Raw genomic sequence first — 26,940 nt, 5'->3', positions numbered from 1 at the left:
CGACTGGACGCCTGGCACGGGAGGGGGCGAGACGGTGCGAGAGACCGTGATCACCCTGCTGGCCTGCGTGATGGTGCTCATTCCGGCACCCCTCGCGCTGGCAGCGCACCACACGGCCGCCGCGGCGGCCGTTCCCGGCACCGGCCAGGGCGGTGTGGAGTCGAGACGGGACGGCCCCTCCCCCTCGGCCTCTCCCTCGCAGGAGCCGGACGACCCGGACGACCCGGACGACCCGGGCCGCCCCGACGACAGGCCGCCGCGTCCCTCACGGCCCGGTCTGCCGCCGTGGCCGCCGGGCGGAACGGAACCCAGCACCTCTCCCACCCCCGAGCCGACCGACTCCGGATCCGGGACCGGCGAACCCTCCGAGGAGCCCTCCGGCACGGCGTCCGGGCCTGACGGCGAGGACGGGGACCGCCCGGACGCGGAGCGGGACGGCGACGACGCCCCCGGGCCCCGCGAGGTGGCGCGTCCGACCCCGCAGGGGTGGGCCGAGCAGGTCAGCGACCGCCGGCCGCGCGGCGGCGTCCGCGTCGAGGACTACGAGTACGAGGACGACGGCGAGCGGGGCGGTGCCGAGGGGTACACCGAGAACCGCGCGACGCCCCCCGCCGGCCAACTCCTCCCCGTGCTCCCGCTGGGCGCCGGGCTGACGTTCCTCGGCCTCGGCCTCGCGGCCCTGGCCCTGCGGCTGCGCCGCTGACCCCCGCCGTCGCCTCGGGCCCGCCCCCTCCGGGAATCCCGGGCCCGGGCCCGCCGTTCCCGGGAAACCCGCAGGTCCCAGGGGCCCCGGGGCGACCGGAGGGATCGCCCGTCGGCGGGCGGGGCGGGGGAGGCAGAATGGGGGTATGACACAGCCGACGAACGAACGCTCGCAGGAGAGCCAGCACGTCCTGGTCGTCGGACCGGACGGGATGGCCATCGGCAGCGCCGCAGCCTCGAAGGGCGGGGAGGGCGACTCCGAGGACGGGGCGCGCGAGGTCCCCGTGACGGAGATGGTCGAGCAGCCCGCGAAGGTCATGCGGATCGGCAGCATGATCAAGCAGCTTCTGGAGGAGGTGAAGTCCGCTCCCCTGGACGAGGCCAGCCGGGCCCGGCTCAAGGAGATCCACGCCAGCTCGGTCAAGGAGCTGGAGGACGGGCTGGCCCCCGAGCTGATCGAGGAGCTGGAGCGGATCTCGCTGCCGTTCACCGATGACGCCGTGCCCTCCGAAGCGGAGCTGCGCATCGCGCAGGCCCAGCTCGTGGGCTGGCTGGAGGGGCTGTTCCACGGCATCCAGACGGCGCTGTTCGCCCAGCAGATGGCGGCCCGCGCCCAGCTCGAGCAGATGCGCCGCGCCCTCCCGGCCGGCGCGCTCCCCGACGACGACGGCGACGGCCGCGGCCAGGTCCGGTCCGGCCCCTACCTCTGATCCCCCCGGCGGAGCCGCCGGCCGGCGCGGGCACCGGGTGCGACGCCGCAGGCCCCGGGCCCGGGACGCGGAACGTTCCGCGTCCCGGGCCCGGGGCCTGCGCCCTGCCCGGGGGGTGGTCGTCAGTCCGACGGGTTGCCGGTGGAGACGGTGAGGGTGATCTTGTCCTTCTTGGGGTCGAAGCCCTCGTACGCCGAGGGGGACTGGTCCAGGACGGTGTTCTTGCCGTAGAGGTTCTCGTCCTCGTACTCGACGTCGTCCAGGATCCAGCCCGCCTTGCGGATGCACTCCTTCACCGAGTCCAGGTGCTTGAACGTCAGGTCGGGCATGCTCGTCTTGCCCTTGTCGATGAAGCTCTCGCCGGCCTCGGTGCACTTGGTCGAGTCGATGGTCTTGGACGGGTCCTCGTCCTTGAAGCCGCTGTCGCCGGTGCCGTCGTCGGTCTGCCGGCTGCCGGTGTCGCTCCCGGTGCCGCCGGTGCCGCCGGTGTCGCCGCCGGCCGTCGCGGGCTGCTGCACCGAGTGGCCGGGCGTCGGGTCGCCGCCCGCCCGGGTGCCGCCGCCGTCGTTGTCGAGGGCCACCGCGACGACCACGGAGGACAGGACGATGACCGCCGCCACGACCGAGCCGACGACGACCGGGGTGTTCCTCCGCCCGCCGCCGGACGGCGAGGGGGAGCCGGCGTACGGGGGCGGGGTCGGAGGACCCTGGTGCCCGTAGGGTCCCGGCGCCGGGGTGGAGTAGGCCGGGGCGGGCGGCGGCGTGGAGGCGCCGAACCCGCCCTGCGCCGCGTGGGGCGTGCCGTAGGGCGTCTGGTACGGCGGCTGCACGCCGGGCGGCGGGGTGCCGGCGGAGTCCACCGGCGGGAAGACGGACTGGGCGACGGCCGCACCGCTCTGCCCGGCCGGTCCGCCGCCGACGATCAGCGGGGTGGTGCTGGAGGAGAGCACCGCGTTGCGGACGCGCTCGCACTCCTGGCGCATCGCCTCGGCGGTCGGGAACCGCTCGTTGGGGTTCTTCCTCAGCGCCCGCGCCACCAGCGCGTCCACCGCCGGGGACAGCGACCGGTTGATCGACGACGGAGCGGGCGGCTCCTCCTGGACGTGCGCGTAGGCGATGGCCAGCGGGGAGTCGGCGTCGAACGGGAGGCGCCCGGTGAGCAGTTCGAAGAGCATGATGCCCACCGAGTACAGGTCGGAGCGGGCGTCCACGCCGCGCCCCAGCGCCTGCTCGGGGGAGAGGTACTGCGGGGTGCCGACGACCATGCCCGTCTGGGTCATGGAGGTGACGCCGGACTGCATGGCGCGGGCGATGCCGAAGTCCATCACCTTCACCACGCCGCGCCGGTTCAGCATCACGTTGCCCGGCTTGATGTCGCGGTGCACCAGGCCCATCTCGTGGCTGGCGTCCAGGGCGGCGAGCACGTCGGCGGTGATCTTCAGTGCCTTGTCGCTGGGCATCGCGCCGAGCCGCGCCACGTCCTCGTCGAGCGCCGAGCGCAGCGGCTGGCCCTCGACGTACTCCATGACGATGTACGGCACCAGCGCGCCGTCCAGCTCGTCCTCGCCGGAGTCGAAGACCGAGACGATGTTGGTGTGCGTCAGCTTCGCCACCGACTGCGCCTCGCGGCGGAAGCGCTCCCGGAAGGACGCCTCGCGCCCCAGCTCGGTGTGGAGCGTCTTGACCGCCACCTGCCGGTCGAGCACGGTGTCGTAGGCGAGGTGGACCGAGGCCATGCCGCCCTGTCCGAGCAGCTCCCGCAGCTGGTAGCGCCCGCCGCCGACCGTGCGGCCCCGGTGCTGACCGGCCTGTGCGCCGTCGTCGCTCATCTGACTGCTTCCCCCTCGGCGCCGCAGGACTGCCGTCTCGGGCCTGCGCGTGTACGGTTTGCTCTGTGCTGTTCTTCCTGGCGCTGCGCGGACCGGCCCGCCGGCCGGACCGCCGAACAGGCAGTGCGTCCGGTTTTCCCGGCCCAGTCTGCCCCAGGGCCCGGACACGTCAAGGAGCTTGCCCGTTCCGTGACCGGATGCGCGCACGGGTGCCACACCGCCGCCGGGGCGCACGACATCGTAACTTGCCAGCTCCGGGCCCGAGCGGGTTGGATGGTCTGTCGCTGCCCCGACGCTCCCGGTACCGCACGCCTGCGCCGCTCTCTTCGTCATCACCGAGGGGCACGGCCCCCGGACCCTGTTAGCGTGCACCGAGGAGCAGTGCATACGTGTCCCGCGTGCCCCGCGGACCTGAACTACGGCGAGGACTGATGGCACAGACACAAGCCGCCGGAGGGCCTTCGGAGCCCGACGAGACAGCTGGTGGGGTGTCCGATTCGCCCGAGTTCTGGGCCGGTGGCGGCGTGGTGGGCGACGGCCGCTACCGCCTGACGCGCCGTCTCGGACGGGGCGGCATGGCCGAGGTGTTCGCCGCCGAGGACGTGCGCCTGGGCCGCACCGTCGCCGTCAAGCTGCTGCGCGCCGACCTCGCCGAGGACCCGGTCTCCAAGGCGCGCTTCACCCGCGAGGCGCAGTCCGTCGCCGGGCTCAACCACCATGCGGTGGTGGCCGTCTACGACTCGGGCGAGGACGTGGTCGGCGGCAACACCGTGCCGTACATCGTCATGGAGCTGGTCGAGGGGCGCACCATCCGCGACCTGCTCCTCAACGCCGAGGCGCCGCCGCCCGACCAGGCACTGATCATCATCTCCGGGGTGCTGGAGGCGCTGGCCTACAGCCACCAGCACGGCATCGTCCACCGGGACATCAAGCCCGCCAACGTCATCATCACGACCACCGGCGCCGTGAAGGTGATGGACTTCGGCATCGCCCGCGCGCTGCACGGCGCGTCCACCACCATGACCCAGACGGGCATGGTCATGGGCACCCCGCAGTACCTCTCCCCGGAGCAGGCGCTGGGCAAGACGGTGGACGCCCGCTCCGACCTGTACGCCACGGGCTGCATGCTCTACGAACTCCTGGCGCTGCGCCCGCCGTTCACCGGCGAGACCCCGCTCTCGGTGGTCTACCAGCACGTCCAGGACGACCCGGTGCCGCCGTCGGAGGTCTCCGACGCGGTGCCGCCGGAACTGGACGGCCTGGTGATGCGCTCGCTCGCCAAGGACCCGGACGACCGCTTCCAGACCGCCGAGGAGATGCGCGGCCTGGTCCAGTACGCGCTGCGGATGCTCCAGGAGCAGGGCAGCCACACCGGCGGGCTGTGGAACACCGGCGCGGTGGTCTCCACCGGTGCCACCCCGGCCATGGGCACGCCCGGCGCGTACCTGCAGGGCGGTGACACTCCCCCCGGGGCCACGAGGGCCTTCACCGGTCTCCCGGAGGACGGCACCCGCGTCGGGCCGCCGCTGCTGATGGGCTCCCCCGGCGGTGCCCACGACGCGGGCCACGGCGGTGACGGCAGGGGCGGCAGCGGGATGAGGTACGCGCTGATCGCCTTCTTCGCGGTGCTGGCCGTGGCCGCGGGCGTCATCTTCGCGATCCAGAACTCCGGGGGCGAGAAGGGGCCGAAGGCCCCGGCGAAGACCACCAGCACGCCGACGGAGCAGGACTCCTCCCCGGAGCCGACCGAGGAGGAGCCCACCGAGGCGCCGACGGAGGAGAAGACCTTCGACCCCGGCGGCACCGGCGGCTGGCAGAACGGCGGCAGCGTCGGCGGCTGGGAGCCCAGCGACCCGCAGACCACCTCGGAGCCCTCGGCCACGGGCGAGCCCAGCGCCCCCACCACCGGCGGCCAGGACGGCGGCGCGGACGAGGGCGCCACCGACGGCGGCACGGCCGAGGGCGGCGCGAACGAGGGCGCCACCGACGGCAGCGCCGACCAGGGCACCACCGACGGCGGGAACGGCGACACCAGCACCGGCACCACGACCGAGGGCGCCCCCGGCGGCACCGGCTCCACCACCGAGGGCGCCCCCGGCGGCGCCGGCTCCACCACCGAGGGCGCACCCGGCAGCACCGGCGCCGCCGCTCCCTAGAGGCATCCGGACATCCGGACCCTCCGCGGGCCCCGGAGCGCCCCGCGCGCTCCGGGGCCCGCCGCCGTCCTCCCCCGCGTCCGCGCCGGGTCGGCACACGCCTCCCCACGCGCCCCGCACCCGCTTCCGCGCCCGGCGCTCCGGCGCCCCGTCCGGACCCCCATACCATCTCCGGCCCCCGGCTGCCGAACGCGAGCGGCCCGTCGCTGACGGTCACCTACGATTCCCGGCGTGCAGTCCTCCCAGCTCATCGGCAGAACCCTGCCCGGCAGAACCCTCACCGCGCTGGTGCGCCGCTTCGGCGCCGGGGAGCCCGTCTCGTGCGAGCCGGTGACCCAGGGCCTGCTGAACCGGGGCTACCGGCTCTCCACCACCCGGGGCAGGTTCTTCCTCAAGCACCACCTCGACGGCGATCCGGCCGCGCCGGGCCGGATCGAGCACCAGCACCGTGTCACTGCCCGCCTGGGCACCCTCGGCGTCCCGGTCGTCCCGCCCCTCCAGGACGCCGCGGGTCGCACCGTCGCCGTGCTGGAGGGCCGCTGCTACGCCCTGCACCCGTGGGTGGACGGGCGGCACCGCGACGGCGGCGAGCTCTCCCCGGCGCAGTCCCGCCGGCTGGGCGCCCTGCTCGGCCTGGTCCACATACGGCTGGAGGAGGCGGTGCCGGTGCCCGAGGCCGAGGGCGCCGGACGGCACGCCAGCGCCGACCCCGAGGCGACGTTCGCCCTCATCGACGACCTGCTCGTCCGCATCCGCGCCCGCCGGCGGCGCGACTGCTTCGACGAGCTGGCCGAGCACCGGCTGCGGGAGCGCCGCGTCCTGCTGCGCCACCACGCCCACCGCCGTCCGCCCGCCGGGGCCGAACCGGTCGCCGGGTGGGTGCACGGCGACTTCCACCCCCTGAACCTGCTCTACCGCGACCGGGAGCCCTGGGAGCCCGTCGCGATCGTGGACTGGGACCGGCTCGCCGTCCAGCCGCGCGCCGAGGAGGCCGTACGGGCCGCCGCGATCTTCTTCCTCCAGCCCGGCGGCACCCTGGACCTGGCCAAGATCCGGGCCTACGCCCGCGCCTACCGGGCGACGACCGGGGCCGGCGCGGACGAGATGGCGGCGGCCGCGCACCGGGTGTGGTGGGAGCGGCTCAACGACTTCTGGATGCTGCGCTGGCGCTACCAGCTGCGCGACCGCCGCACCGATCCGCAGTTCCCGGCGGCCGCGGCCCTGGTGGTGTGGTGGACCGAGCGCTACGACGAGGTGCGTGACGCCTTCTGCGCCTGAGGTGCGGAAGGCGGCGCGGGTTCCGTCCGGTGCGCGTGCCCGCGGTCGGCGGGGGAGCGCCCCCTCACCCTCCGTGCCCGTCCCGCATACCGATCCGCTCACCATTGCGCCCCGCTCCACCACGGCTCTTCCCGTCACTCCGGCAGCGGGATAACGTGCGGTTGTCCCAGGCGCTTGCAAGGCTGTGACCAGTGACGTTCCAGGCTTTTGCGATTTACTTGGAAATCCAAGCAAAATTGCAGGTCAGGGACCCTTCGCGCACACGCGGAGGTACTGGGTAACGTGCTGACAGCGGGCCGTCGAACGGGACACCTGTCACCGCTCGGTTCCGTCCGCGCCGCACCCAACCCCGTGGGCCGTACGGAATCGGGCGAGCCTCTCCCCACACCGGTGGGGAAACCCCAGGCTCCCCGGCGACCCCGGGGGCCGGACAGACGGAGGAGCACACGTGACCGTGGAGAGCACTGCCGCGCGCAGCAAGCCGCGCAGCAGCGGAAAGCGCACCACGACGGGCGGCGCCAAGGCGGGCGGCGCCAGGGCGGGCGGGACCCGGACGGGCGGGACCGGGAAGCGCGCGCGGACGGCGTCCGGGCGCCCCGAGCTCGTACAGCTGCTGACGCCCGAGGGCGAGCGGGTCGAGCACCCGGACTACTCCCTGGACCTGAGCGCCGACGAGCTGCGCGGGCTGTACCGGGACATGGTCCTCACCCGCCGCTTCGACGCCGAGGCCACCGCCCTCCAGCGCCAGGGCGAGCTGGGCCTGTGGGCCTCGCTGCTGGGCCAGGAGGCCGCCCAGATCGGCTCCGGCCGGGCCCTGCGGGACGACGACTACGTCTTCCCGACCTACCGCGAGCACGGTGTGGCCTGGTGCCGCGGGGTGGACCCGACCAACCTGCTGGGCATGTTCCGCGGCGTGAACAACGGCGGCTGGGACCCGAACGGCAACAACTTCCACCTCTACACCATCGTGATCGGCTCCCAGGCGCTGCACGCCACGGGCTACGCGATGGGCGTCGCCAAGGACGGCGCGGACAGCGCGGTGATCGCCTACTTCGGCGACGGCGCGTCCAGCCAGGGCGACGTGGCCGAGGCGTTCACCTTCTCCGCGGTCTACAACGCGCCGGTCGTGTTCTTCTGCCAGAACAACCAGTGGGCGATCTCCGAGCCCACCGAGCGCCAGTCGCGGGTGCCGATCTACCAGCGCGCCGCGGGCTTCGGCTTCCCCGGCGTCCGGGTGGACGGCAACGACGTGCTGGCCGTCCTCGCCGTCACCCGGGCCGCCCTGGAGCACGCCCGCTCCGGTCAGGGCCCGATGCTGGTCGAGGCGTTCACCTACCGGATGGGCGCCCACACCACCTCCGACGACCCCACCCGCTACCGCAAGGACGCCGAGCGGGAGGAGTGGGAGGCCAAGGACCCGATCCTGCGCCTGCGCACCTACCTGGAGAAGGAGGGCCTGATCGACGCCGACTGGCTCTCCGGGCTCGACGCCGAGAGCGACGCGCTGGCCCAGCGGGTCCGCGAGGCCATCCGGACCATGCCCGATCCGGACACCATGGCCATCTTCGAGAACGTCTACGCCGACGGGCACGCGCTGGTGGACGAGGAGCGCGCCCAGTTCGCCGAGTACCTGGCGTCCTTCGCCGACGAGGAGGGCCGCTGAGATGGCCGCCACCAAGACCGCCAAGAACACCGTGCCCATGGCCAAGGCGCTCAACGAGTCGCTGCGGACGGCCCTGGAGAACGACCCCAAGGTCCTGATCATGGGTGAGGACGTCGGCAAGCTCGGCGGCGTCTTCCGCATCACCGACGGACTGCAGAAGGACTTCGGCGAGGACCGGGTCATCGACACCCCGCTGGCCGAGTCCGGCATCATCGGCACCGCGATCGGCCTGGCCCTGCGCGGCTACCGGCCGGTGGCGGAGATCCAGTTCGACGGCTTCGTCTTCCCCGCCTACGACCAGATCGTCACCCAGCTGGCCAAGATGCACGCCCGCGCGCTGGGCAAGGTCAAGCTGCCGGTCGTCATCCGCATCCCCTACGGCGGCGGCATCGGCGCGGTGGAGCACCACAGCGAGTCCCCCGAGGCGCTGTTCGCGCACGTGGCGGGCCTGAAGTGCGTCTCGCCGTCCAACTCCTCGGACGCCTACTGGATGCTCCAGCAGGCCATCGCCTCCGACGACCCGGTGATCTTCTTCGAGCCCAAGCGCCGCTACTGGGACAAGGGCGAGGTCGACACCGAGGCCATCCCCGGGCCGCTGCACAAGGCGGTCGTCGCCCGCCAGGGCACCGATCTGACGCTGGTCGCCTACGGCCCGATGGTCAAGACCTGCCTGGAGGCCGCGGCGGCCGCCGAGGAGGAGGGCAAGTCGCTGGAGGTCGTCGACCTGCGGTCGATCTCCCCGATCGACTTCGACACCGTCCAGGCGTCGGTGGAGAGGACCCGCCGCCTGGTGGTGGTGCACGAGGCGCCGGTCTTCCTCGGTTCCGGATCGGAGATCGCCGCCCGGATCACCGAGCGGTGCTTCTACCACCTGGAGGCACCGGTGCTGCGGGTCGGCGGTTTCCACGCGCCGTACCCGCCGGCCCGCCTGGAGGACGAGTACCTGCCCAACCTGGACCGGGTGCTCGAGGCCGTCGACCGCGCGCTCGCGTACTGAGAGTTGGGGCTGAGGAGAGTCGTGACGATGACTGATACGGCTGCCGCCGGGGCAGGTGCCCAGCGCATCCGCGAGTTCAAGATGCCCGACGTGGGCGAGGGCCTGACCGAGGCCGAGATCCTCTCCTGGCACGTCAAGCCCGGTGACGAGGTCACCGACGGCCAGGTGGTGTGCGAGGTCGAGACGGCCAAGGCGGCCGTCGAGCTGCCGATCCCGTACACCGGTGTGGTGCACGAGCTGCGCTTCGACGAGGGCACCACCGTGGACGTCGGCACCCCGATCATCACGGTGGACACCGACCCGTCGGCCGGGCCGCTGGAGCCGGCCGCCGCGCCCGCGCCCGCGGCCGCTCCGGCCGAGCCGGAGGCGGAGCCGGAGAAGGAGGAGGGCGGCAAGCGCCAGCCGGTGCTGGTCGGCTACGGCGTGGGCACCTCGTCGACCCGGCGCAGGCCGCGCAAGCAGCCCGCCGGCGGGCAGGCGCAGGCCGCGCAGTCGGCGGTCCAGGCGGAGCTGAACGGGACCGCCACGGCCGTCGCCGAGGCGCCCGCGGTGCCGGTGGCCGACGAGCCCTCCCCGTCCCGTCCGCTGGCCAAGCCGCCGGTGCGCAAGCTCGCCAAGGACCTGGGCGTGGACCTGGACACGGTCGTTCCCACCGGCGAGGGCGGGGTCGTCACCCGCGAGGACGTCCACGCCGCCGCGGCGGCCCGTACCGCCGCCCCGGCGCCGGCCGCCGCGCCGCGGACCGCGCCGGCCCCCGCCCCCGAGCAGGCCGCGGCACCGGCGGTCCGGTCGGCCGGCGAGCGCGAGCGCAGGGTGCCGATCAAGGGCGTGCGCAAGGCGACGGCCCAGGCGATGGTCTCCAGCGCCTTCACCGCGCCGCACGTCACCGAGTTCGTCACCGTGGACGTCACCCGCACCATGAAGCTGGTGCAGGAGCTCAAGCAGGACCCGGACATGGCGGGTCTGCGGGTCAACCCGCTGCTGCTGGTGGCCAAGGCGTTCCTGGTGGCGATCCGGCGCAACCCGGAGATCAACGCCGCCTGGGACGAGGCCAACCAGGAGATCGTCCACAAGGAGTACGTCAACCTGGGCATCGCCGCGGCCACCCCGCGCGGTCTGATCGTGCCGAACATCAAGGACGCGCACGCCAAGACCCTGCCGGAGCTGGCGAAGGCGCTGGGCGAGCTGGTCGCCACCGCCCGCGAGGGGAAGACCTCCCCGGCGGACATGGCCGGCGGCACGGTCACCATCACCAACGTGGGCGTCTTCGGCGTCGACACCGGCACCCCGATCCTCAACCCCGGGGAGTCGGCGATCCTCGCCTTCGGCCAGGTCAAGCTCCAGCCCTGGGTCCACAAGGGCAAGGTCAAGCCGCGCCAGGTCACCACCCTGGCCCTCTCCTTCGACCACCGCCTGGTCGACGGCGAGCTGGGCTCGAAGGTGCTGGCCGACGTCGCGGCCGTCCTGGAGCACCCCAAGCGGCTGATCACCTGGGCCTGACGCCCGGCGTGCTCCGTGAGGGGCCCGGCGCACGCACCGTGCGCCGGGCCCCCTCCGTTCCGGCGCCCCTCGGACCGGGGAGTGCCGGACCCGGACGTCCGGCTCGGCCGACCTCTTCCCCCGGGCGTCGTCCAGGGCCCGGGGTCCGCATCGCGGACACGGCGTGAGAACGCATACCTGTTGTATCTATGGTGTGTCCATGCCTTCCGTACCGTCTCCCGCGGCCGTCGCCGCGCCCGTGGTCCCGCCCCCCGCCGTGCGGCCGCCGGCCGCCGAGCGCGTCTACACGCACGTCAAGCAGGGCGTGCTGGAACGCCACTACGAGGGCGGGACGCTGCTCACCGAGGGGGGACTGGCCGAGGCCGTCGGCGTCTCGCGCACCCCCGTGCGCGAGGCCCTGCTGCGGCTGGAGGCCGAGGGCCTGCTCCGGCTCTACCCGAAGAAGGGCGCGCTCGTCCTGCCCGTCTCCGTGCAGGAGATCGGCGACGTGGTGGAGACGAGGCTGCTGGTCGAGGAGCACGCCGTCCGCAAGGTCATGCCCGCCCCGGCGGCGCTGCTGGAGAGGCTGGCCGAGCTCCTGGAGCAGCAGCGCCGGCAGGCCGAGACCGGCGACCTGGCGGCGATGGCCGCCACCGACCGCTGCTTCCACGCCACCATCGTCAAGGCGGCCGGCAACCAGATCGTCGAGCGGCTCTACGACCAGCTCCGCGACCGCCAGCTCCGCATGGGCGTCGCCGTGATGCACTCCCACCCCGACCGGGTGGCCAAGAACATCACCGAGCACACCGAGATCCTGCGGACCCTGCGCGCCGGCGACGTCGAGGCCGCCGCCGGGGCGATCCGCGGCCACGTCGGCTCGGTGCGGCACCTGCTGCGCGGTGAGGTCCGGTGAAGGGCGCGGCACTTCCCGGGGCGCCGGGCTCCGAAGCGCACCTGGGCGGCCTGCGGGCCGCCTTCGTCTGGGGCATCGGCGTCACCGTCTACTTCACCGCCATCACCTACCGCACCAGCCTGGGCGTGGCGGGCATCGACGCGGCCGAGCGCTTCGACATCAACGCCTCCGCCCTGTCGACCTTCTCCATCCTCCAACTGCTGGTCTACGCCGGGATGCAGATACCCGTCGGCCTGCTGGTGGACCGCTGGGGGACCAGGAAGGTCCTCCTCCTGGGCATCGTGCTCTTCACCACCGGCCAGTTCGCGTTCGCGCTCTCCGGCTCGTACGCCATGGCGCTGGCCGCCCGTGCGCTGCTGGGCTGCGGCGACGCGATGACGTTCATCAGCGTGCTGCGGCTGGGCTCGCGCTGGTTCCCGGCCCGCCGCGGACCGCTGATCGCCCAGGTGGCGGCGTTGTTCGGGATGGCGGGCAACCTGCTGACGACGCTGGTGCTGGCCCGGGTGCTGGCCGGGGCGGGCTGGACGCCGACCTTCGCGGGCAGCGCCGCGCTGGGCGTGGTGGTGCTGGTGCTCGTCCTGCTCTTCCTGAAGGACCAGCCCGAGGGCGCCGCCCCCGAGCCGGCGCGTGCGCCGGAGCCGGTCCACGAACACGGCTACGTGCGCCGGCAGCTCGCCGCCGCCTGGCGGGAGCCGGGCACCCGGCTGGGGATGTGGGTGCACTTCACCACGCAGTTCCCCGGGATGGTCTTCCTGCTGCTGTGGGGGCTGCCGTTCCTCGTGGAGGCGCAGGGCCGCAGCCGGGCCGAGGCGGGCAACCTGCTGACCTTGGTGGTGCTCTCCAACATGGTGATCGGGCTGGTCTACGGCCAGGTCATCGCCCGGCACGGGGGCGCCCGGGCACCGCTGGCGCTGGGCACGGTGCTGGCCACCGCGGCCGCCTGGGCGATGGTGCTGCTGTGGCCGGGGCAGGCGCCGTCGTGGGTGCTGGTGGTGCTGGGCCTGGTGCTCGGCGCCTGCGGTCCGGGCTCGATGATCGGCTTCGACTTCGCCCGCCCCGCCAACCCGCCCGAGCGGCAGGGCACGGCCTCGGGGATCGTCAACATCGGCGGCTTCACCGCGTCGATGACCACCCTGCTGGCGGTGGGCGTCCTGCTGGACGCGACCGGCGGCGACTACCGGATCGCGTTCGCGTCCGTCTTCGTCCTCCAGGCGCTGGGCACCGTGCAGATCCTGCGGCTGCGCGGCCGGGCGCAGCGCCGCGAGCGCGAGCGGGTGGTGGCCAGCCGCGTCGAGGCGGTGCACGTCCCGGCCTGAGCCCGCCGCGGGGCCGGGCGCCCCGGCCCGGCGGCGGGGTCAGGGCGTGACGGAGAAGTGGGCGAGGATCGCGTCCGCGAGCTCCCGGTCGCCCTCGATCTTGAGGCTGTCGCGCACGGCCGCGGGCCGCACCCGCCCGCAGGCCAGCCGCAGGTACGTCTCCCAGTCGGTCGCCACGGTGACCGCCGGGCCCAGGGAGACGCTGCCGTCCACCGTGCCCCGGCCCTCGCCGTCCACGCGGACGGTCCGCATGAACTCCACCGGTCCGCTCACGTCGAAGACGACCGCCGTGTTCGGGGGAGCGCCCGCGTCCTTGGCGACGACCTTCGGCAGCCCCTCCAGCAGCACGTCCCGGGCGACGTGCGCGCCGGGGGAGTCCAGATTGCCGGGCCTGCCCAGGGCGCGCCGCAGGTCCTGCTCGTGCACCCACACGTCGAACGCCCGCAGCCGCAGCGCCCGCTCCAGCGTCATCTCCACGCCCAGCGGGGTCGCGACCTTCGCCGACGGGTCGCGCTTCTCGTTCCGCAGCTGGCGCGACCGCCGGATGATCGTGTACTCCAGTTCGCTGGTCATCTCCGGCGCGGTGTGGCAGCGGCGCACGTCCACGTGCACCTCGATGCGGCGGCTGAGGTCGTCCTTGACGTGGAACAGGTCGCGCGGCAGGGAGTGGATCGGCCGGGGGTCGCCCAGCATCTCGCACTCCGATCCGATGACGTGCGAGACGACGTCGCGGACGGACCATCCCGGGCACTCGGTCGCGCGGTTCCACTCGCCCTCGACGAGCGGGGAGACCAGCTCGGATATCGCCTCGACGGAGTGGGCCCAGGCGTCGGCGTAGGGCTGAAGGCTCGGGTGGTCGGTCAACGGGACCCCTCGGTACGTGCGGAGAATGCGTGGGCTCGCGGACTGGGTGCTCTCAAGTTACGCTGCGGGCGGGCAGCCTGACAGACCTTTCGGGTGACGATCGTAGGCTGCCCGCCCACGGGCTTTGACCCCTACGACCTGACGGGCGGTGGTACGGTGCGCGCCTCACTCCTCCAGATCGGCGTGGATCCGGACGAACCAGCCGAGTCCCGGCGTGCGCGGGCGGCCGCGCTGGTGCGGGAGCAGTCCGGGTCCGACCTGGTCGTCCTGCCCGAGCTGTGGACGGTCGGGGCCTTCTCCTTCGACGCCTTCGCCGCCGGGGCCGAGCCGCTCGACGGCCCCACCGCGCGGGCCATGTCGGAGGCGGCGCGCGAGGCGCGCGTGTGGCTGCACGCCGGGTCCGTGGTCGAGCGGGCCCCCGGCGAGGGGGAGGGCGGCGCCGACGCCCTCTACAACACCGCCCTGGTCTTCTCCCCCGGCGGGGAGCTGGTCCGCACGTACCGCAAGATCCACCGCTTCGGCTTCGACCGCGGCGAGGCCACCTTGATGTCCGCGGGCGACGAGCCGGTCACCGTCCCGCTGCCCGACACCACCCTGGGGCTGGCGACCTGCTACGACCTGCGCTTCCCGGAGCTGTTCCGGGCCCTGACCGACGCCGGGGCCCGGACGCTGGTGGTCTGCGCGGGCTGGCCCGCGCGCCGCGCCGCCCACTGGAGCCTGCTGGCCCGCGCCCGCGCGGTGGAGAACCAGGCGTACGTCCTGGCCTGCGGCACCGCCGGGACCCACGCGGACGTCCCCCAGGCGGGCCGCAGCGTGATCGTCGACCCGTGGGGCGAGACGCTGGCCGAGGCGGAGGACGCCGGGGAGCGGGTCGTCACCGCCGAGCTGGACCCGGCGTACGTGGAGAAGGTCCGCGCGGACTTCCCCGTCCTGCGGGACCGCGTGCTGCGCTGACCCCGGCCGGGGCCGGACCGGCCCCGGGCGGCGTCCGCGTCCGCCGCCGCGGTACTCGGGTAGCCGTACTCATGCACGCCCCCGTGGCCCGCGCCACGCTGTGGGCATGACCACACCACCGGTGCAGCGGCCCGTGACGGCCGCGTTCTTCGTGCAGGCGGTCCTCTCGTTCGGGCTCTCCCTGCTCGCCGTGGCCCTCGGCGTCGCCTACCTGCCGGTGGGCGCGTGGGAGCGGGGGTTCCTGGCGCTGGGCGTCCTCTTCCTGGTCTCCTCGGCCTTCACACTGGCCAAGTGCGTGCGGGACCGGCAGGAACTGCAGGAGGTGACCAGCCGGGTGGACAAGGCCCGGATCGACAAGCTGATCAGTGAGCACGATCCGTTCGACCCCAGGAACGTCTGAACCGCCGCGGGGCGGAGTGGGGGAGAGGAAGCACGTGACACGGGTGGGGCGGGCCCTCGCGGCCCTGCGGCGGCGGGGGGACGAGGAGGCCGGCGGACGGACCGCCCGGACGCGCGGGCGGACCACCGCCGCGCTCGCCGTGGTGGCCGCCGCCCTGCCGGCGCTGCACTCCCTCGTCCCCGGCGCCCTGGGCCTCGGCAGCCTGCTGGAGACCTTCCTGCCGTGGACGGGCCCGGCCGTCCTCGTCCTGTCGGCCGTGGCGCTGCTGCGCCGCTCGGTCCTCGCACGGGTGGCGCTGCTGCTGCCGTCGGCCGCCTGGCTGGGCCTCTTCCACGGCGTCCTGCTGCCCGGCGGTCCGGAGCCGGCGCCCGGGGCGGCCGTCCTCACGGTCGTCCAGCACAACGTTAGCGACGTCAACCCCGACCCGCGCGCCGCCGCCCGCGCCCTGGCCGGGGCCGGGGCCGATCTGGTCGCGCTGGAGGAGGTGGTGCCCGGCGCCCGCCCGGCCTACGAGGCGGAACTGTCCCCGAGCCTCCCCCACCGGGCGGTCGTGGGCACCGTCGGTCTGTGGTCGCGGTATCCGCTGACGGACGTCCGCCCGCTGGACATCCGGCCCGAGGGCGTCGGTCCCGGGTGGAGCCGGGGTCTGCGCGCCACCGCCCGCACCCCGCACGGGGACATCGCCGTCCACGTCGTCCACCTGCCCTCGGTCCGCCTCCGCGCGACCGGCTTCGACACGGAGCGGCGGGACGGGAGCGCCCGCCTGCTGGGCGCCGCCCTGCGGGCGGAGGCCCTGCCCCGGGTGCTCGTGCTCGGCGACCTCAACGGCACCCTGGACGACCGCGGCCTCGCCCCCGTCCTGGACCGCCTCGGCGCGCCGGACGCGGGTGCCGCGGACGGCTTCTCCTTCAGCTGGCCGGCGTCCTTCCCCGCCGCCCGGATCGACCACGTCCTCGCCCGCGGCGCGACGGTCGTCCGCCTGCGCACCCTGCCCGCCACCGGCAGCGACCACCTCCCGGTCGTGGCGCGGGTCGCGCTCCCGCAGCTGGCCGGGGAGCCGTAGCCGCCGGGGGGCCGTCGGCGGGCCGGCCGGGCGGACGCCGGGAACGGACGCGCGAATGGTCTAGACGACTGGTCGGTGTGCCGCTACGGTGCGTCAGGTCTAGACCAACGCGCCCCGCGCGTCGTCGCATGCCCGGAAGCTCGCGGACCCCCACCCCCCAGGAGCGCACCATGCGAGAGAACACCGGCACGGCCCCCGCCTCCCCCGCCCGCCCCGCGCCCTCCGCCCGTCTGCTGGAGGAGGCGGGGGAGCACGTCGCGGCGCTCTTCCGCGCCGTCGTCGGGCTGCTCTTCGCCTGCCACGGAGCCGCCACCCTGTTCGGCGTGCTCGGCGGCCCGCACGGCGGCCGCGTCCCGGAGGTCGGCCAGTGGCCGGGCTGGTGGGCGGCCGCCATCCAGCTCGCCGGCGGCGTGCTCGTGGCGGTCGGGCTCGGCACCCGGATCGCCGCCGTCCTCTGCTCGGGGTCGATGGCCTACGCCTACTTCGTCGTCCACCAGCCCGCGGGCCTCTTCCCCCTGGAGAACGGCGGCGAGCCCGCCGCGATGTTCTGCTGGTCCTTCCTGCTGATCGCCGCTCTCGGCCCCGGCCGCTGGTCGCTGGACGCCCTCCGGGCGGCCCGCGGGGAGGTCCGCGCGGAAGATCGTCCGCGGCCTTGACACACTGGAGGGCATGAACGTTCCGCCACCCCCTGCCCCGGACTCCCCGGCCCCCCGACGCGCCCGCGTACGCGCCCCCGAACTGGTGGGCAAGGGGGGCTGGCTCAACACCGGCGGCAAGGAGCTGAGCCTCGCCGAGCTGCGGGGACGCATCACCATCCTGGACTTCTGGACCTTCTGCTGCATCAACTGCCTGCACGTCCTGGACGAGCTGCGCGAGCTGGAGGAGAAGCACCGCGACACTGTGGTGGTGATCGGCGTCCACTCGCCGAAGTTCGTCCACGAGGCCGAGCACCGGGCCGTCGTCGACGCCGTCGAGCGGTACGGGGTGCACCACCCCGTCCTGGACGACCCCGAGCTGGCGACCTGGAAGCAGTACGCGGTCCGCGCCTGGCCCACGCTCGTCGTCATCGACCCCGAGGGCTACGTGGTGGCCCAGCACGCGGGCGAGGGCCACGTCCACGCCATCGGAAGGCTGGTGGAGGAGCTGGAGGCCGAGCACGCCGCCAAGGGCACCCTGCGGCGCGGCGACGGCCCCTACGTGCCGCCGGAGCCGGAGCCGACCGACCTGCGCTTCCCCGGCAAGGCGCTCGTGCTGCCCTCCGGCGGCCTGCTGGTCAGCGACACCACCCGGCACCAGCTGGTGGAGCTGGAGGCGGACGGGGAGACCGTCGTGCGGCGCATCGGCGACGGCGAGCGCGGGTTCGCGGACGGCCCCGCCACCGGGGCGCGGTTCAGCGAGCCGCAGGGCCTGGCGCTGCTGCCCGACGGGCGGGTGGCCGTGGCCGACACCGTCAACCACGCGCTGCGGGCCTGGGACCCGGCCACCGGTGAGGTCACCACCCTCGCCGGGACCGGCCGCCAGTGGTGGCAGGGCTCGCCCTCCTCCGGCCCGGCGCGCGAGGTGGACCTCTCCTCGCCGTGGGACGTGGCCTGGTGGGCGGACCGCCTCTGGATCGCGATGGCCGGCGTCCACCAGCTGTGGACCTACGACCCGGCCGCGGGGACGGTGGCCGTCGCGGCGGGCACCACCAACGAGGGCCTGGTCGACGGCCCGGCCGGCGAGGCGTGGTTCGCGCAGCCCTCCGGGCTGGCGGCGGCCGGGGAGCGGCTGTGGGTGGCCGACTCCGAGACCTCGTCCCTGCGCTGGGTCGAACGCGACGGAGGCGACGGAGAGGGCGGCGGCTTCGCCGTGCGCACGGCCGTCGGCACCGGCCTGTTCGACTTCGGCCACCGCGACGGGGCGGCGGACCAGGCACTGCTCCAGCACCCGCTGGGCGTCACCGCGTTGCCCGACGGTTCGGTGGCGGTGTGCGACACCTACAACCACGCCCTGCGCCGCTACGACCCGGCCGCCGACGAGGTCGCCACCCTCGCCACGGACCTGCGCGAGCCGTCCGACGCCGTCCTGGTCGGCGACGACATCGTGGTGGTGGAGTCCGCCCGCCACCGGCTGACCCGGCTGCGGCTGCCGGAGGAGGCCGTGCGCGTCGAGGCGGTCGCGCACCGCACGCGGCGCGAGGCCACCGAGGTGGCGCCGGGCAGGCTCCGGCTGGACGTCGTCTTCCAGGCCCCGCCCGGCCAGAAGCTGGACGAGCGCTACGGACCCTCCACCCGGCTGCTGGTCAGCGCCACCCCGCCGGAGCTGCTGGCGGACGGCGCCGGGCAGGGCACGGACCTGGAGCGGGAGCTGGTGCTCGCCGGCGGCGTGGCCGAGGGCGTGCTGCACGTCTCGGCGATGGCCGCCTCCTGCGACGACGATCCGGCCACCGAGTACCCGGCCTGCCACGTCCACCAGCAGGACTGGGGCGTCCCGGTGCGCGTCGTCCCCGGCGGCGCCTCCCGGCTGCCGCTGGTCCTGGCGGGGATGGACGAGCAGGCGTAGGACGGCGGGCGGGTGCGTCCGCGCACGCGCCGCGGCCCGGTCCGGGACCTGCCGCCCGGACCGGGCCGCACCGTTTCCACCGCCCCGGGCGGGCCCGTTCGGGCCGGGAGCGCCGCGGGGGAGTCCGGGGACGCGGCCGGCGGCGGTCGGCGGCCTGCGCCGCCGCGCACCGTCAGCCGCGCCACTCGTGGCGGTGGGTCTCCTCGACGACGGGGGCCGCCGGGCTCGGGGGCTGCACGCGGCGGCGCTTGAAGATGCTCACGTACGACGCCAGCCCGATGAAGCCGACCGCCATGAGGATCAGGCCGATCACGTCGAGGTTGACCCCCGAGATCTCCCAGCTGACCCCGAAGGTCAGGATCGCCCCCACCGCGATCAGCACGATGGTCAATGCCATGCCCATGAATAACCGCCTCCGTCCGGCTGGTTGAGGGCTTGTCCAACCACCCGCCTACCCCCGGCCCTCCACCGCAATCGGCCCGCACCCGCGGGGAATCGCGGGCACGGGCCGAACGGCCGGGCGCCCCGGGGCCGCTGACGGCTCCCCAGGGGGCCGCGGCGTTGGGGCGTTCAGCCGGCGAGGAAGGCGGTCAGGACGTTGGCCAGCAGGTACGGGTCGTCGGCGCCGCACAGTTCGCGGGCGGAGTGCATCGACAGGATCGCCACGCCGATGTCCACGGTGGCGATGCCGTGCCGCGCGGCGGTGATGGGGCCGATCGTCGTCCCGCAGGGCACCGCGTTGTGGGAGACGAACGACTGCCACGGCACTCCGGCCCGCTCGCAGGCCGCCGCGAAGACGGCGCGCCCGGCGCCGTCGGTGGCGTACCGCTGGTTGACGTTGACCTTGAGGATCGGCCCGCCGTTGGGCATCGGGTGGTGGCCCGGCTCGTGCCGCTCGGGGTAGTTGGGGTGGACGGCGTGGCCGGTGTCCGAGGAGAGGCAGACCGTCCCGGCGTACGCGCGGGCGCGGTCCTCGTGGGTGCCGCCGCGGGTGAGGACGGAGCGCTCCAGCACGTTGCCCAGCAGCGGGCCCTCGGCGCCGGTGTCGGACTGGCTGCCGTTCTCCTCGTGGTCGAAGGCGGCCAGCACCGGGATGTACGGCAGCCCGCCGCCCCGCTCCCGGTCGTACGCGGCCGCGGCGGTCAGCGCGGCGGTGCCCGCGTGGACGGAGAGCAGGTTGTCCATGCGCGGCCCGGCCAGCAGCTCGCGGTCGCGGCCGAGGTAGGCGGGCGGCTCCACGCTGTGGGCCATCAGGTCCCAGCCGGCGATGTCGGAGGCGTCCAGCCCGGCCTCCTCCGCCAGGAACCCCACGAGGTCCCCCTCGCGGGGCTCGCCCAGGCCCCAGACGGGCGTCATGTGGCGCTGGCGGTCCAGCTTCAGGCCGTCGTTGGCCTGCCGGTCCAGGTGGATGGCGAGCTGCGGGACGCGCAGCAGCGGCCGGTCGACGCCGATCAGGCGGGTGGAGCCGTCGCGCAGCGCCAGCCGCCCGGCCAGTCCCAGGTCGCGGTCGAGCCAGGTGTTGAGCAGGGTGCCGCCGTAGATCTCCACGGCGATCTGCCGCCAGCCGGCCGCCCCGGTGTCGGGGACGGGCTTGACGCGCAGGTTGGGGGAGTCGGTGTGGGCCCCGACGATCCGGAAGGGGGTGGCCGGCCCGGCACCCTCCGGCACGTACCAGGCGATGATCGCGCCGCCGCGCACCACGTACCTGCCCCCGCTGCCGCCCTCCCAGGCGTCGGCCTCGGACAGCCGGCGGAAGCCCGCCTCCTCCAGCCGCTGCGCGGCGCTCGCGACCGCGTGGTAGGGGGTGGGGGACGCCTGGAGGAAGGACACCAGGTCGTCGGTGTGCTCACGGCCGAAGCGGCGGGGAGTGCTCATGGGCCCAGCATACGAACGCGAGGGGCCCCGCTCCCCCCTGACCTGGGAACGGGGCCCTGCCTCGCGGTGTGCCCCGGCCCCGGTCCCGGCTCACGGGACCGGGGCCGGGGCGCCGGCGGAGGTCCGTCAGAACGCGGCCTCGTCCAGCTCCATCACGGACAGGTCGGTGGCCTCGGCGATCTGCCGCTGCACCGCGACGCCCGGCAGGACGTTGGCCGCGAAGAACTTCGCCGAGGCGATCTTGCCCGCGTAGAAGGACTTGTCCTTGGCGGAGGCGCCCGGCAGCTTGTCGGCGGCCACGGCGGCGCCCTTCAGCAGCAGGTAGCCGACGACGACGTCGCCGGAGGCCATCAGCAGGCGGGTGGTGTTGAGGCCGACCTTGTAGATGGACTTCACGTCCTTCTCGGTGGCGGCCAGGTCGGTCAGCATGGTGCCGACGATGGCCTCCAGGTCGGCCGCAGCCTTGGCGAGCTGCTCGCGGGCCGCGGCCAGCTCCTCGCCGCCGGCGGCCTCGGCCAGGAACTTCTTGATCTCCTCCGACAGGGCGGTCAGCGCCTGGCCCTGGTCGCGGACGATCTTGCGGAAGAAGTAGTCCTGGCCCTGGATCGCCGTGGTGCCCTCGTAGAGGGTGTCGATCTTGGCGTCCCGGATGTACTGCTCGATCGGGTACTCCTGCAGGTAGCCGGAGCCGCCGAAGGTCTGCAGCGACTGGGCGAGCTGCTCGTAGGACTTCTCCGAGCCGTAGCCCTTGACGATCGGCAGCAGCAGGTCGTTCAGGCGCTTGGCGGCGGAGGCGTCCTCGCCGCAGGCCTCCTTGACCTGGACCTCGTCCTGGACGGCGGCGGTGTACAGGACCAGGGAGCGCATGCCCTCGGCGTACGCCTTCTGCGTCATCAGGGAGCGGCGCACGTCGGGGTGGTGGGTGATGGTGACGCGCGGGGCGGTCTTGTCCGTGAACTGGGCCAGGTCGGCGCCCTGGACGCGCTCCTTGGCGTACTCCAGCGCGTTGAGGTAGCCGGTGGACAGGGTGGCGATGGCCTTCGTGCCGACCATCATCCGCGCGAACTCGATGATCTTGAACATCTGGCGGATGCCGTCGTGCTTCTCGCCCAGCAGCCAGCCCTTGGCGGGGCGGTTGGCGCCGAAGGTCATCTCGCAGGTGTTGGAGACGCGCAGGCCCATCTTGTGCTCGACGTTGGTGGCGTAGACGCCGTTGCGCTCGCCGAGCTCGCCGGTGGACCAGTCGAAGTCGTACTTGGGGACGATGAACAGGGACAGGCCCTTGGTGCCCGGGCCGTGGCCCTCGGGGCGGGCGAGGACGAAGTGCACGATGTTCTCGGACATGTCGTGCTCGCCCGAGGTGATGAAGCGCTTGACGCCCTCGATGTGCCAGGAGCCGTCCTCCTGCCTGATCGCCTTGGTGCGGCCGGCGCCCACGTCGGAGCCCGCGTCCGGCTCGGTGAGCACCATGGTGGAGCCCCACTGCCGGTCCACCATCAGCTGGGCGATCTTCTGCTGCTCCTCGGTGCCCTCCTCGTGGAGGACGCCCGCGAAGGCGGGGCCGGAGGCGTACATCCACACGGCGGGGTTGGAGCCCAGGATGGTCTCGGCGAAGGCCCACAGCAGGGAGCGCGGGGCGTTGGTGCCGCCGATGGCCTCCGGGATGCCCAGCCGCCACCACTCGGCGTCCATGTACGCCTGGTAGCTCTTCTTGAAGGAGGCCGGGACCGGCGCGGTGTTGGTCTCCGGGTCGAACACCGGCGGGTTGCGGTCGGCGTCCTCGAAGGAGGCGGCCAGCTCGTTCTCCGAGAGGCGGGCCACCTCGGCCAGGACGCTCTTGGCGGTCTCGACGTCCATCTCCGCGAACGGGCCGGTGCCGTACACCGTGTCGCGGCCGAGCACCTCGAAGAGGTTGAACTCGATGTCGCGGAGATTCGACTTGTAGTGCCCCATGGCGACGGCTCCGTAGTGGATAGGGAGGAGAGTCCTCGCATACGCGTACCGGAAAGTAGCTCTCATCATGCTACCCGTCGGTAATAAGAATCAACCCCGATCCGCCCGACTGTGACGGAGTCCCCACGCCCTCCCGGGGCAGCCGGCGGGGGCGCGCGGTGCCCCGGCCGCGGGGCGCGAACGGCCCCCGACTCAGTAGGCTTTGCCGCATGTACGGCTACGACCAGACCGGAAACGCGGGGCAGCACGCCGGTCACGGCGGCCACACCGGCCACACCGGCCACCCGGGGCACGGCGCGCACGCGGGGCAGCAGCACTACGCCTCCCAGCAGCCGCCGCCCGGGTACGGCCGGCACCAGCAGCAGCACTACCCGGAGCCGTCGCCGCCGTCCCTGGCCGAGGCCGTGCGCGCCTTCACCACCGGAGCGATGACCTCCGAGGACTTCCAGGCGGTCTTCGCCACCTCGAAGGTGTACTGCCCGCGCGGCGACACCCCGGGCTTCCTGGCGCTGCACAACACCCAGCAGCCGGTGATCCCGATGTTCACCACGCTCAAGGAGCTGCGGGCGTACGCGGGCAAGGACTCCAAGTACTTCGTGATCACCGGCGCCGAGGTGCTCGACCTGCTGCCCTCGGGCTACGGCTTCGTGCTGGACATGGAGGGCGACCACCGGATCGTCTTCGACGCCAAGGCGGTGGAGGAGATGGTCGACTTCGCGATGCGCCGCATGTACGGCTGACGGCCGGCGCCCGCTCCGGCCGTACGCGCCGGGGGCGGGGTCCCCGCGGGGGCGGTTTCCGGCCATCGGGGGCGCTGTCCTGGATTTTTGTTGAACATTGAAATACTGTGGACCCGCCACGGTTTCCCGAGGAGGTCCCCTTGCCCGCCATCACCGCCGAGAACCCGCTCGCGCTCCCGCGCGTCGACGCCCCGGCCGCCGGAACCGCGCCCCGCCCCGTCCTGACGGTGAGCACCGCCCCCAAGGGCTTCGAGGGCGAGGGCTTCCCCGTCCGCCGGGCCTTCGCGGGCATCGACTACCGCCACCTCGACCCGTTCATCATGATGGACCAGATGGGCGAGGTGGAGTACGCGCCCGGAGAGCCGAAGGGCACGCCCTGGCATCCGCACCGCGGCTTCGAGACCGTCACCTACCTGATCGACGGCTCCTTCGTCCACCAGGACTCCGCCGGCGGGGGCGGCGTCATCAACGACGGCGACACCCAGTGGATGACCGCCGGGAGCGGCCTGCTGCACATCGAGGCACCGCCGGAGGAGCTGGTCGTCAGCGGCGGCCTCTTCCACGGGCTCCAGCTGTGGGTGAACCTCCCGGCCAAGGACAAGATGAGCCCCCCGCGCTACCAGGACATCGGCGGCGGCCGGGTGAAGCTGCTCGCCTCCGCCGACGGCGGCGCGCTGCTGAGGCTGATCGCCGGCGACCTGGCGGGCCACTTTGGGCCGGGTGTCACCCACACCCCGATCACCATGATCCACGCGACGGTCAGCCCCGGGGCGGAACTCACCCTCCCCTGGCGCGAGGACTTCAACGCCCTCGCCTACGTGCTCGCCGGCCGCGGGACGGTCGGCCCCGACCGCCGTCCGGTCGAGCTGGGCCAGGCGGCGGTGTACGGCAGGGGGGGCTCGCTGACGCTGCGCGCCGCCGACGCGCAGGACTCCCACACCCCCGAGCTGGAGGTCGTCCTGCTGGGCGGGCGGCCCATCCGCGAGCCGATGGCCCACTACGGCCCGTTCGTGATGAACAGCCACGCCGAACTGGTCCAGGCGTTCGAGGACTTCAAGGCGGGGCGGCTGGGGCGCGTGCCGGCCACCCGCGCGTAGGCCCCGGCCCTCCCGCGCGGTCCGGCCCGGAGCCCCCGGGCCGGACCGCGACCGCCCCCGCACCGTCCGGGCTCAGCCGCCCGCGGGCCGCGCCGAGCCCTCCTTGAGCTCGAACCAGATGCTCTTCCCCTCGCCCCGCGGCGCCACCCCCCAGGAGTCCGCCAGCATCTCCAGGAGCAGCAGGCCCCGGCCGCGCGAGGCCAGCTCGCCGGGTTCGCGGCGGTGGGGCAGCTCGTCGCTGGGGTCGGCGACCTCCACGCGCAGCCGCCGCGCGCCGCGCTCCCCGCTCAGCTCGGCGACCAGCGAGGCGTCCCCCTCGGTGTGGACCAGGGCGTTCGTCAGCAGCTCCGACAGCAGCAGCACGGCACCTTCCACGCGGTCGTCGGACGCCCAGTCGTACAGCAGCTCGCGCAACTGGTGGCGGGCCGCGGCGACCCGCTCCTGCTCCGCCTGGGACAGGGACAGCACCAGGCGCCGGGCCAGCGGCCGCCTGGGCGCCGGCCCCTGGGCGGCCCGGCCCAGGAGCAGCAGCGCGATGTCGTCCTCGCGCCCGCCGGCGTGCGGTCCGCCGCTGGCGCCGGTGCCGGCCGCACGGCGCGCGGGGGGTCCGTTCATGGTGCGGATCAGGGCGTCGGCGAGGTCCTCCAGCGAGGTGTCGGAGCGTTCGCCCAGGGCCTTCCGCAGCCGCTTCCACCCGGTGTCGTAGTCCAGGCCGCCCGCCTCGATCAGCCCGTCGGTGCACATCAGCAGCGTCTCGCCCGGGCCCAGCGCGGTGCGGGTGATCGGGTAGTCCGACTCCGGCTCCACCCCCAGCGGCGGCCCGGCGGTCGCGGCGAGGGTCAGCACCGTCCCGTCGGCCATCCGGACCACCGGGTCGGGATGGCCGGCGCGCGCGATGTGGATCGACCCGGTGGAGGGGTCGGCCTCCACGTACAGGCAGGTGGCGAACCGGTGGTCGTCCAGGAGGGCGGCCTCGCCGTCGCCGGACCCGGACAGCTCGTCGGAGTCCAGCCGGTCCAGGAAGCGGTTGGCCCGGGAGAGCACCGCGTCGGGCCGGTGCCCCTCCGAGGCGTAGGCGCGCAGCGCGATCCGCAGCCGTGTCATGACCCCGGCCGCCCGCACGTCGTGCCCCTGCACGTCGCCGACGACCAGCGCGGTGCGGCCGGACGGCAGCGGGATCACGTCGTACCAGTCGCCGCCCACCTGGAGCCCGCCGCCGACCGGCAGGTACCGGCTGACCAGCGTCATCCCGGGGATCTCCGTCCGGCGGGCGGGGCGCATGGCGCGCTGGAGGCTGTCGGCCAGCTCCCGCCGGGCCTCCTGGACGTACACCCGCGACAGCGCCTGCGCGAGCATCCTGGCCACCGTCACCAGCAGGTACCGCTCCTCGGGGGCGAAGGCGACCGGCCCCCGGAAGGCGACCATCCAGGTCCCGATGGTCCGTCCCGCCACGATCAGCGGCAGGTACGCCCGGGCGCCGCGCCCGTAGCTCTCGACGAGGGGCCACACGGCGGGGAAGCGGCGGCGGTACTCGTCGGACGAGGAGAGGTAGACGGCCCGGCCGGTGCGGGCCGCCACGCTGCCGGGGTACTCGCTCTCCAGCGTCATCTCGCCGAAGGGCGTGCGGTGGCGCTCGTGCTCCCCGGAGAAGCCGATCGGCGTCAGCCGGTCGCCCCGCACCCCGTACACGACCATGGAGGAGGGGGCCAGGCCGGGCGGCGACAGCTCCCCGAGCACCCGCAGCACCTCCCGCGTGGTGTGGGCCTCGGCCAGGGTCCGGCCGAAGTCCAGCAGGAAGGACTCGCGGGAGCCGCGCCGGTCGTCGGCGACCGGCGCCTGCCCCGAGGGGGAGAGCACGGCGGGGGGAGCCCCCGGGCGCTCCGGGAGGGAGAGGTGGGGGGCGCTGTACTCCTCCAGGGGGGCGTCGGCGGGGACCTCGGCGAGCTCCCACGGCGCCCCGGCCGGCCAGGACGCCTCGGCCATCAGGCCGTGGAGCGTGAAGTTCGCCAGGTCCGGCTGGTGCTCGGGCGGCTGCTCGGCGAGGGCCAGCCGGACGCGGACGATCCGCAGGACGCCGCCGTCCCGGTCCACCACCCGCAGCAGGGCCTCGGCCACGGTGCCCTCGGTGACGGCCAGGGCGGCGACGTTGCTCAGCTCGGCGTAGTCGAGCGTGTTGTAGCGGGTGCGCAGGGCGGTCTCGGGGAGGGTGGCCTCCTCGGGCGGCAGCCCCAGCAGCCGGGCCGCGATGGCGTCCAGGGTGCACAGGCCCGCGGTGTTGTCCCAGCTCCACAGGCCGACCCCGTTGGCTGCCAGAATGTCTTCGATGTGCACTTTTCCACTGTATGGGGACATTCTGTGGGGCACCCAGCAGAAGGGGGCCGGGCGGTAGTCTGTGGAGACGCGTGTGCCC

22 protein-coding genes are annotated in these 26,940 nt (G+C 74.2%); 16 read left to right on the top strand and 6 right to left on the bottom strand.

All coding sequences use genetic code 11. From position 1 onward, the window contains the following. The first annotated feature begins 34 nt into the window (after positions 1-34). Together ACFSJS_RS04455 and ACFSJS_RS04450 are read left to right on the top strand one after the other, a co-directional pair. Positions 35-703 carry a hypothetical protein gene (locus ACFSJS_RS04455; protein ID WP_380896953.1) on the top strand — a complete coding sequence of 223 codons (669 nt, stop codon included), beginning with the start codon at positions 35-37 and terminating at the stop codon, positions 701-703. A 145-nt stretch (positions 704-848) separates the two neighbouring features. Next, on the top strand, positions 849-1,412 hold the full coding sequence (locus tag ACFSJS_RS04450) for a bacterial proteasome activator family protein (protein ID WP_380896951.1): 564 nt from the start codon (positions 849-851) through the stop codon (positions 1,410-1,412). A gap of 122 nt (positions 1,413-1,534) precedes the next feature. Here ACFSJS_RS04450 and ACFSJS_RS04445 read toward each other — a convergent pair whose 3' ends face one another. Next, on the bottom strand, positions 1,535-3,241 hold the full coding sequence (locus ACFSJS_RS04445; protein WP_380896949.1) for a protein kinase domain-containing protein: 1,707 nt from the start codon (positions 3,239-3,241) through the stop codon (positions 1,535-1,537). Positions 3,242-3,672: 431 nt separating this feature from the next. Between ACFSJS_RS04445 and ACFSJS_RS04440 the strand changes: the two genes are divergently transcribed. The 7 genes from ACFSJS_RS04440 (at position 3,673) to ACFSJS_RS04410 (ending at position 13,043) form a co-directional block, all read left to right on the top strand. Then, positions 3,673-5,397, top strand: a complete 1,725-nt coding sequence (locus ACFSJS_RS04440) for a protein kinase domain-containing protein (protein ID WP_380896947.1) — start codon at positions 3,673-3,675, stop codon at positions 5,395-5,397. A 231-nt stretch (positions 5,398-5,628) separates the two neighbouring features. Then, entirely contained in the window at positions 5,629-6,675 is a 1,047-nt protein-coding gene (locus ACFSJS_RS04435; protein WP_380896945.1) for a phosphotransferase, read from the top strand. A gap of 448 nt (positions 6,676-7,123) precedes the next feature. After that, positions 7,124-8,338 carry a pyruvate dehydrogenase (acetyl-transferring) E1 component subunit alpha gene (gene pdhA, locus ACFSJS_RS04430; protein ID WP_380896943.1) on the top strand — a complete coding sequence of 405 codons (1,215 nt, stop codon included), beginning with the start codon at positions 7,124-7,126 and terminating at the stop codon, positions 8,336-8,338. Between the two features lies 1 nt (position 8,339). After that, positions 8,340-9,335, top strand: a complete 996-nt coding sequence (locus ACFSJS_RS04425) for an alpha-ketoacid dehydrogenase subunit beta (protein WP_380896941.1) — start codon at positions 8,340-8,342, stop codon at positions 9,333-9,335. Positions 9,336-9,362: 27 nt separating this feature from the next. Beyond that, complete coding sequence (locus tag ACFSJS_RS04420) at positions 9,363-10,835, top strand: dihydrolipoamide acetyltransferase family protein (RefSeq protein WP_380896939.1); 1,473 nt, start codon at positions 9,363-9,365, stop codon at positions 10,833-10,835. A gap of 199 nt (positions 10,836-11,034) precedes the next feature. Beyond that, complete coding sequence (locus ACFSJS_RS04415; protein WP_380896937.1) at positions 11,035-11,727, top strand: GntR family transcriptional regulator; 693 nt, start codon at positions 11,035-11,037, stop codon at positions 11,725-11,727. Then, the gene (locus tag ACFSJS_RS04410; protein ID WP_380896935.1) at positions 11,724-13,043 is read left to right on the top strand and encodes an MFS transporter; all 1,320 of its coding nucleotides are present in this window, start codon (positions 11,724-11,726) and stop codon (positions 13,041-13,043) included. Before ACFSJS_RS04415 ends, ACFSJS_RS04410 begins: the two co-directional genes overlap by 4 nt. Positions 13,044-13,082: 39 nt before the next feature. Here the strand turns inward: ACFSJS_RS04410 and ACFSJS_RS04405 are convergent, their stop codons facing one another. Then, positions 13,083-13,907, bottom strand: a complete 825-nt coding sequence (locus ACFSJS_RS04405) for a maleylpyruvate isomerase family mycothiol-dependent enzyme (RefSeq protein WP_380896933.1) — start codon at positions 13,905-13,907, stop codon at positions 13,083-13,085. Positions 13,908-14,063: 156 nt separating this feature from the next. On the opposite strand from ACFSJS_RS04405, the gene ACFSJS_RS04400 reads away from it, so the two are divergent. From ACFSJS_RS04400 to ACFSJS_RS04380, 5 genes are all read left to right on the top strand, one after another. Then, entirely contained in the window at positions 14,064-14,861 is a 798-nt protein-coding gene (locus ACFSJS_RS04400) for a carbon-nitrogen family hydrolase (protein WP_380897576.1), read from the top strand. A gap of 106 nt (positions 14,862-14,967) precedes the next feature. Next, positions 14,968-15,261, top strand: coding sequence for a YiaA/YiaB family inner membrane protein (locus ACFSJS_RS04395; RefSeq protein WP_380896931.1), 294 nt, complete (start codon positions 14,968-14,970; stop codon positions 15,259-15,261). Positions 15,262-15,295: 34 nt separating this feature from the next. Beyond that, the gene (locus ACFSJS_RS04390) at positions 15,296-16,324 is read left to right on the top strand and encodes an endonuclease/exonuclease/phosphatase family protein (RefSeq protein ID WP_380896929.1); all 1,029 of its coding nucleotides are present in this window, start codon (positions 15,296-15,298) and stop codon (positions 16,322-16,324) included. Between the two features lie 170 nt (positions 16,325-16,494). Then, entirely contained in the window at positions 16,495-16,980 is a 486-nt protein-coding gene (locus ACFSJS_RS04385; RefSeq protein WP_380896927.1) for a DoxX family protein, read from the top strand. Positions 16,981-16,993: 13 nt separating this feature from the next. Beyond that, a complete protein-coding gene (locus tag ACFSJS_RS04380) occupies positions 16,994-18,865 on the top strand; it encodes an NHL domain-containing thioredoxin family protein (RefSeq protein WP_380896925.1) in 1,872 nt (623 codons plus the stop codon). A gap of 172 nt (positions 18,866-19,037) precedes the next feature. Here ACFSJS_RS04380 and ACFSJS_RS04375 read toward each other — a convergent pair whose 3' ends face one another. From ACFSJS_RS04375 to ACFSJS_RS04365, 3 genes are all read right to left on the bottom strand, one after another. After that, entirely contained in the window at positions 19,038-19,268 is a 231-nt protein-coding gene (locus ACFSJS_RS04375; protein ID WP_380896923.1) for a DUF6458 family protein, read from the bottom strand. A 167-nt stretch (positions 19,269-19,435) separates the two neighbouring features. Then, the gene (locus ACFSJS_RS04370) at positions 19,436-20,740 is read right to left on the bottom strand and encodes a M18 family aminopeptidase (RefSeq protein WP_380896922.1); all 1,305 of its coding nucleotides are present in this window, start codon (positions 20,738-20,740) and stop codon (positions 19,436-19,438) included. A gap of 126 nt (positions 20,741-20,866) precedes the next feature. After that, positions 20,867-22,693 (bottom strand): acyl-CoA dehydrogenase, encoded by a 1,827-nt coding sequence (locus tag ACFSJS_RS04365; RefSeq protein WP_380896920.1) that lies wholly within the window; start codon positions 22,691-22,693, stop codon positions 20,867-20,869. 209 nt (positions 22,694-22,902) lie between these two features. On the opposite strand from ACFSJS_RS04365, the gene ACFSJS_RS04360 reads away from it, so the two are divergent. Next, positions 22,903-23,433 carry an SseB family protein gene (locus tag ACFSJS_RS04360; RefSeq protein WP_380896918.1) on the top strand — a complete coding sequence of 177 codons (531 nt, stop codon included), beginning with the start codon at positions 22,903-22,905 and terminating at the stop codon, positions 23,431-23,433. Positions 23,434-23,573: 140 nt separating this feature from the next. After that, entirely contained in the window at positions 23,574-24,530 is a 957-nt protein-coding gene (locus tag ACFSJS_RS04355) for a pirin family protein (RefSeq protein ID WP_380896915.1), read from the top strand. A 72-nt stretch (positions 24,531-24,602) separates the two neighbouring features. Here the strand turns inward: ACFSJS_RS04355 and ACFSJS_RS04350 are convergent, their stop codons facing one another. Continuing rightward, the gene (locus tag ACFSJS_RS04350) at positions 24,603-26,861 is read right to left on the bottom strand and encodes an ATP-binding SpoIIE family protein phosphatase (RefSeq protein ID WP_380896913.1); all 2,259 of its coding nucleotides are present in this window, start codon (positions 26,859-26,861) and stop codon (positions 24,603-24,605) included. Between the last annotated feature and the right edge of the window lie 79 nt (positions 26,862-26,940).

The sequence above is a fragment of the Streptomyces desertarenae genome, assembly GCF_042681365.1.
GTDB lineage: Bacteria > Actinomycetota > Actinomycetes > Streptomycetales > Streptomycetaceae > Streptomyces > Streptomyces desertarenae.
This window is presented reverse-complemented; position numbering and strand designations above follow the sequence as displayed.

Coding starts and splice junctions, on each gene's coding strand:
- ACFSJS_RS04450 (WP_380896951.1), top strand. CDS start 849: ATGACACAGCCGACGAACGAACGCTCGCAGGAGAGCCAGCACGTCCTG.
- ACFSJS_RS04445 (WP_380896949.1), bottom strand. CDS start 3,241: ATGAGCGACGACGGCGCACAGGCCGGTCAGCACCGGGGCCGCACGGTC.
- ACFSJS_RS04440 (WP_380896947.1), top strand. CDS start 3,673: ATGGCACAGACACAAGCCGCCGGAGGGCCTTCGGAGCCCGACGAGACA.
- ACFSJS_RS04425 (WP_380896941.1), top strand. CDS start 8,340: ATGGCCGCCACCAAGACCGCCAAGAACACCGTGCCCATGGCCAAGGCG.
- ACFSJS_RS04420 (WP_380896939.1), top strand. CDS start 9,363: ATGACTGATACGGCTGCCGCCGGGGCAGGTGCCCAGCGCATCCGCGAG.
- ACFSJS_RS04415 (WP_380896937.1), top strand. CDS start 11,035: ATGCCTTCCGTACCGTCTCCCGCGGCCGTCGCCGCGCCCGTGGTCCCG.
- ACFSJS_RS04395 (WP_380896931.1), top strand. CDS start 14,968: ATGACCACACCACCGGTGCAGCGGCCCGTGACGGCCGCGTTCTTCGTG.
- ACFSJS_RS04385 (WP_380896927.1), top strand. CDS start 16,495: ATGCGAGAGAACACCGGCACGGCCCCCGCCTCCCCCGCCCGCCCCGCG.
- ACFSJS_RS04380 (WP_380896925.1), top strand. CDS start 16,994: ATGAACGTTCCGCCACCCCCTGCCCCGGACTCCCCGGCCCCCCGACGC.
- ACFSJS_RS04375 (WP_380896923.1), bottom strand. CDS start 19,268: ATGGGCATGGCATTGACCATCGTGCTGATCGCGGTGGGGGCGATCCTG.
- ACFSJS_RS04370 (WP_380896922.1), bottom strand. CDS start 20,740: ATGAGCACTCCCCGCCGCTTCGGCCGTGAGCACACCGACGACCTGGTG.
- ACFSJS_RS04365 (WP_380896920.1), bottom strand. CDS start 22,693: ATGGGGCACTACAAGTCGAATCTCCGCGACATCGAGTTCAACCTCTTC.
- ACFSJS_RS04360 (WP_380896918.1), top strand. CDS start 22,903: ATGTACGGCTACGACCAGACCGGAAACGCGGGGCAGCACGCCGGTCAC.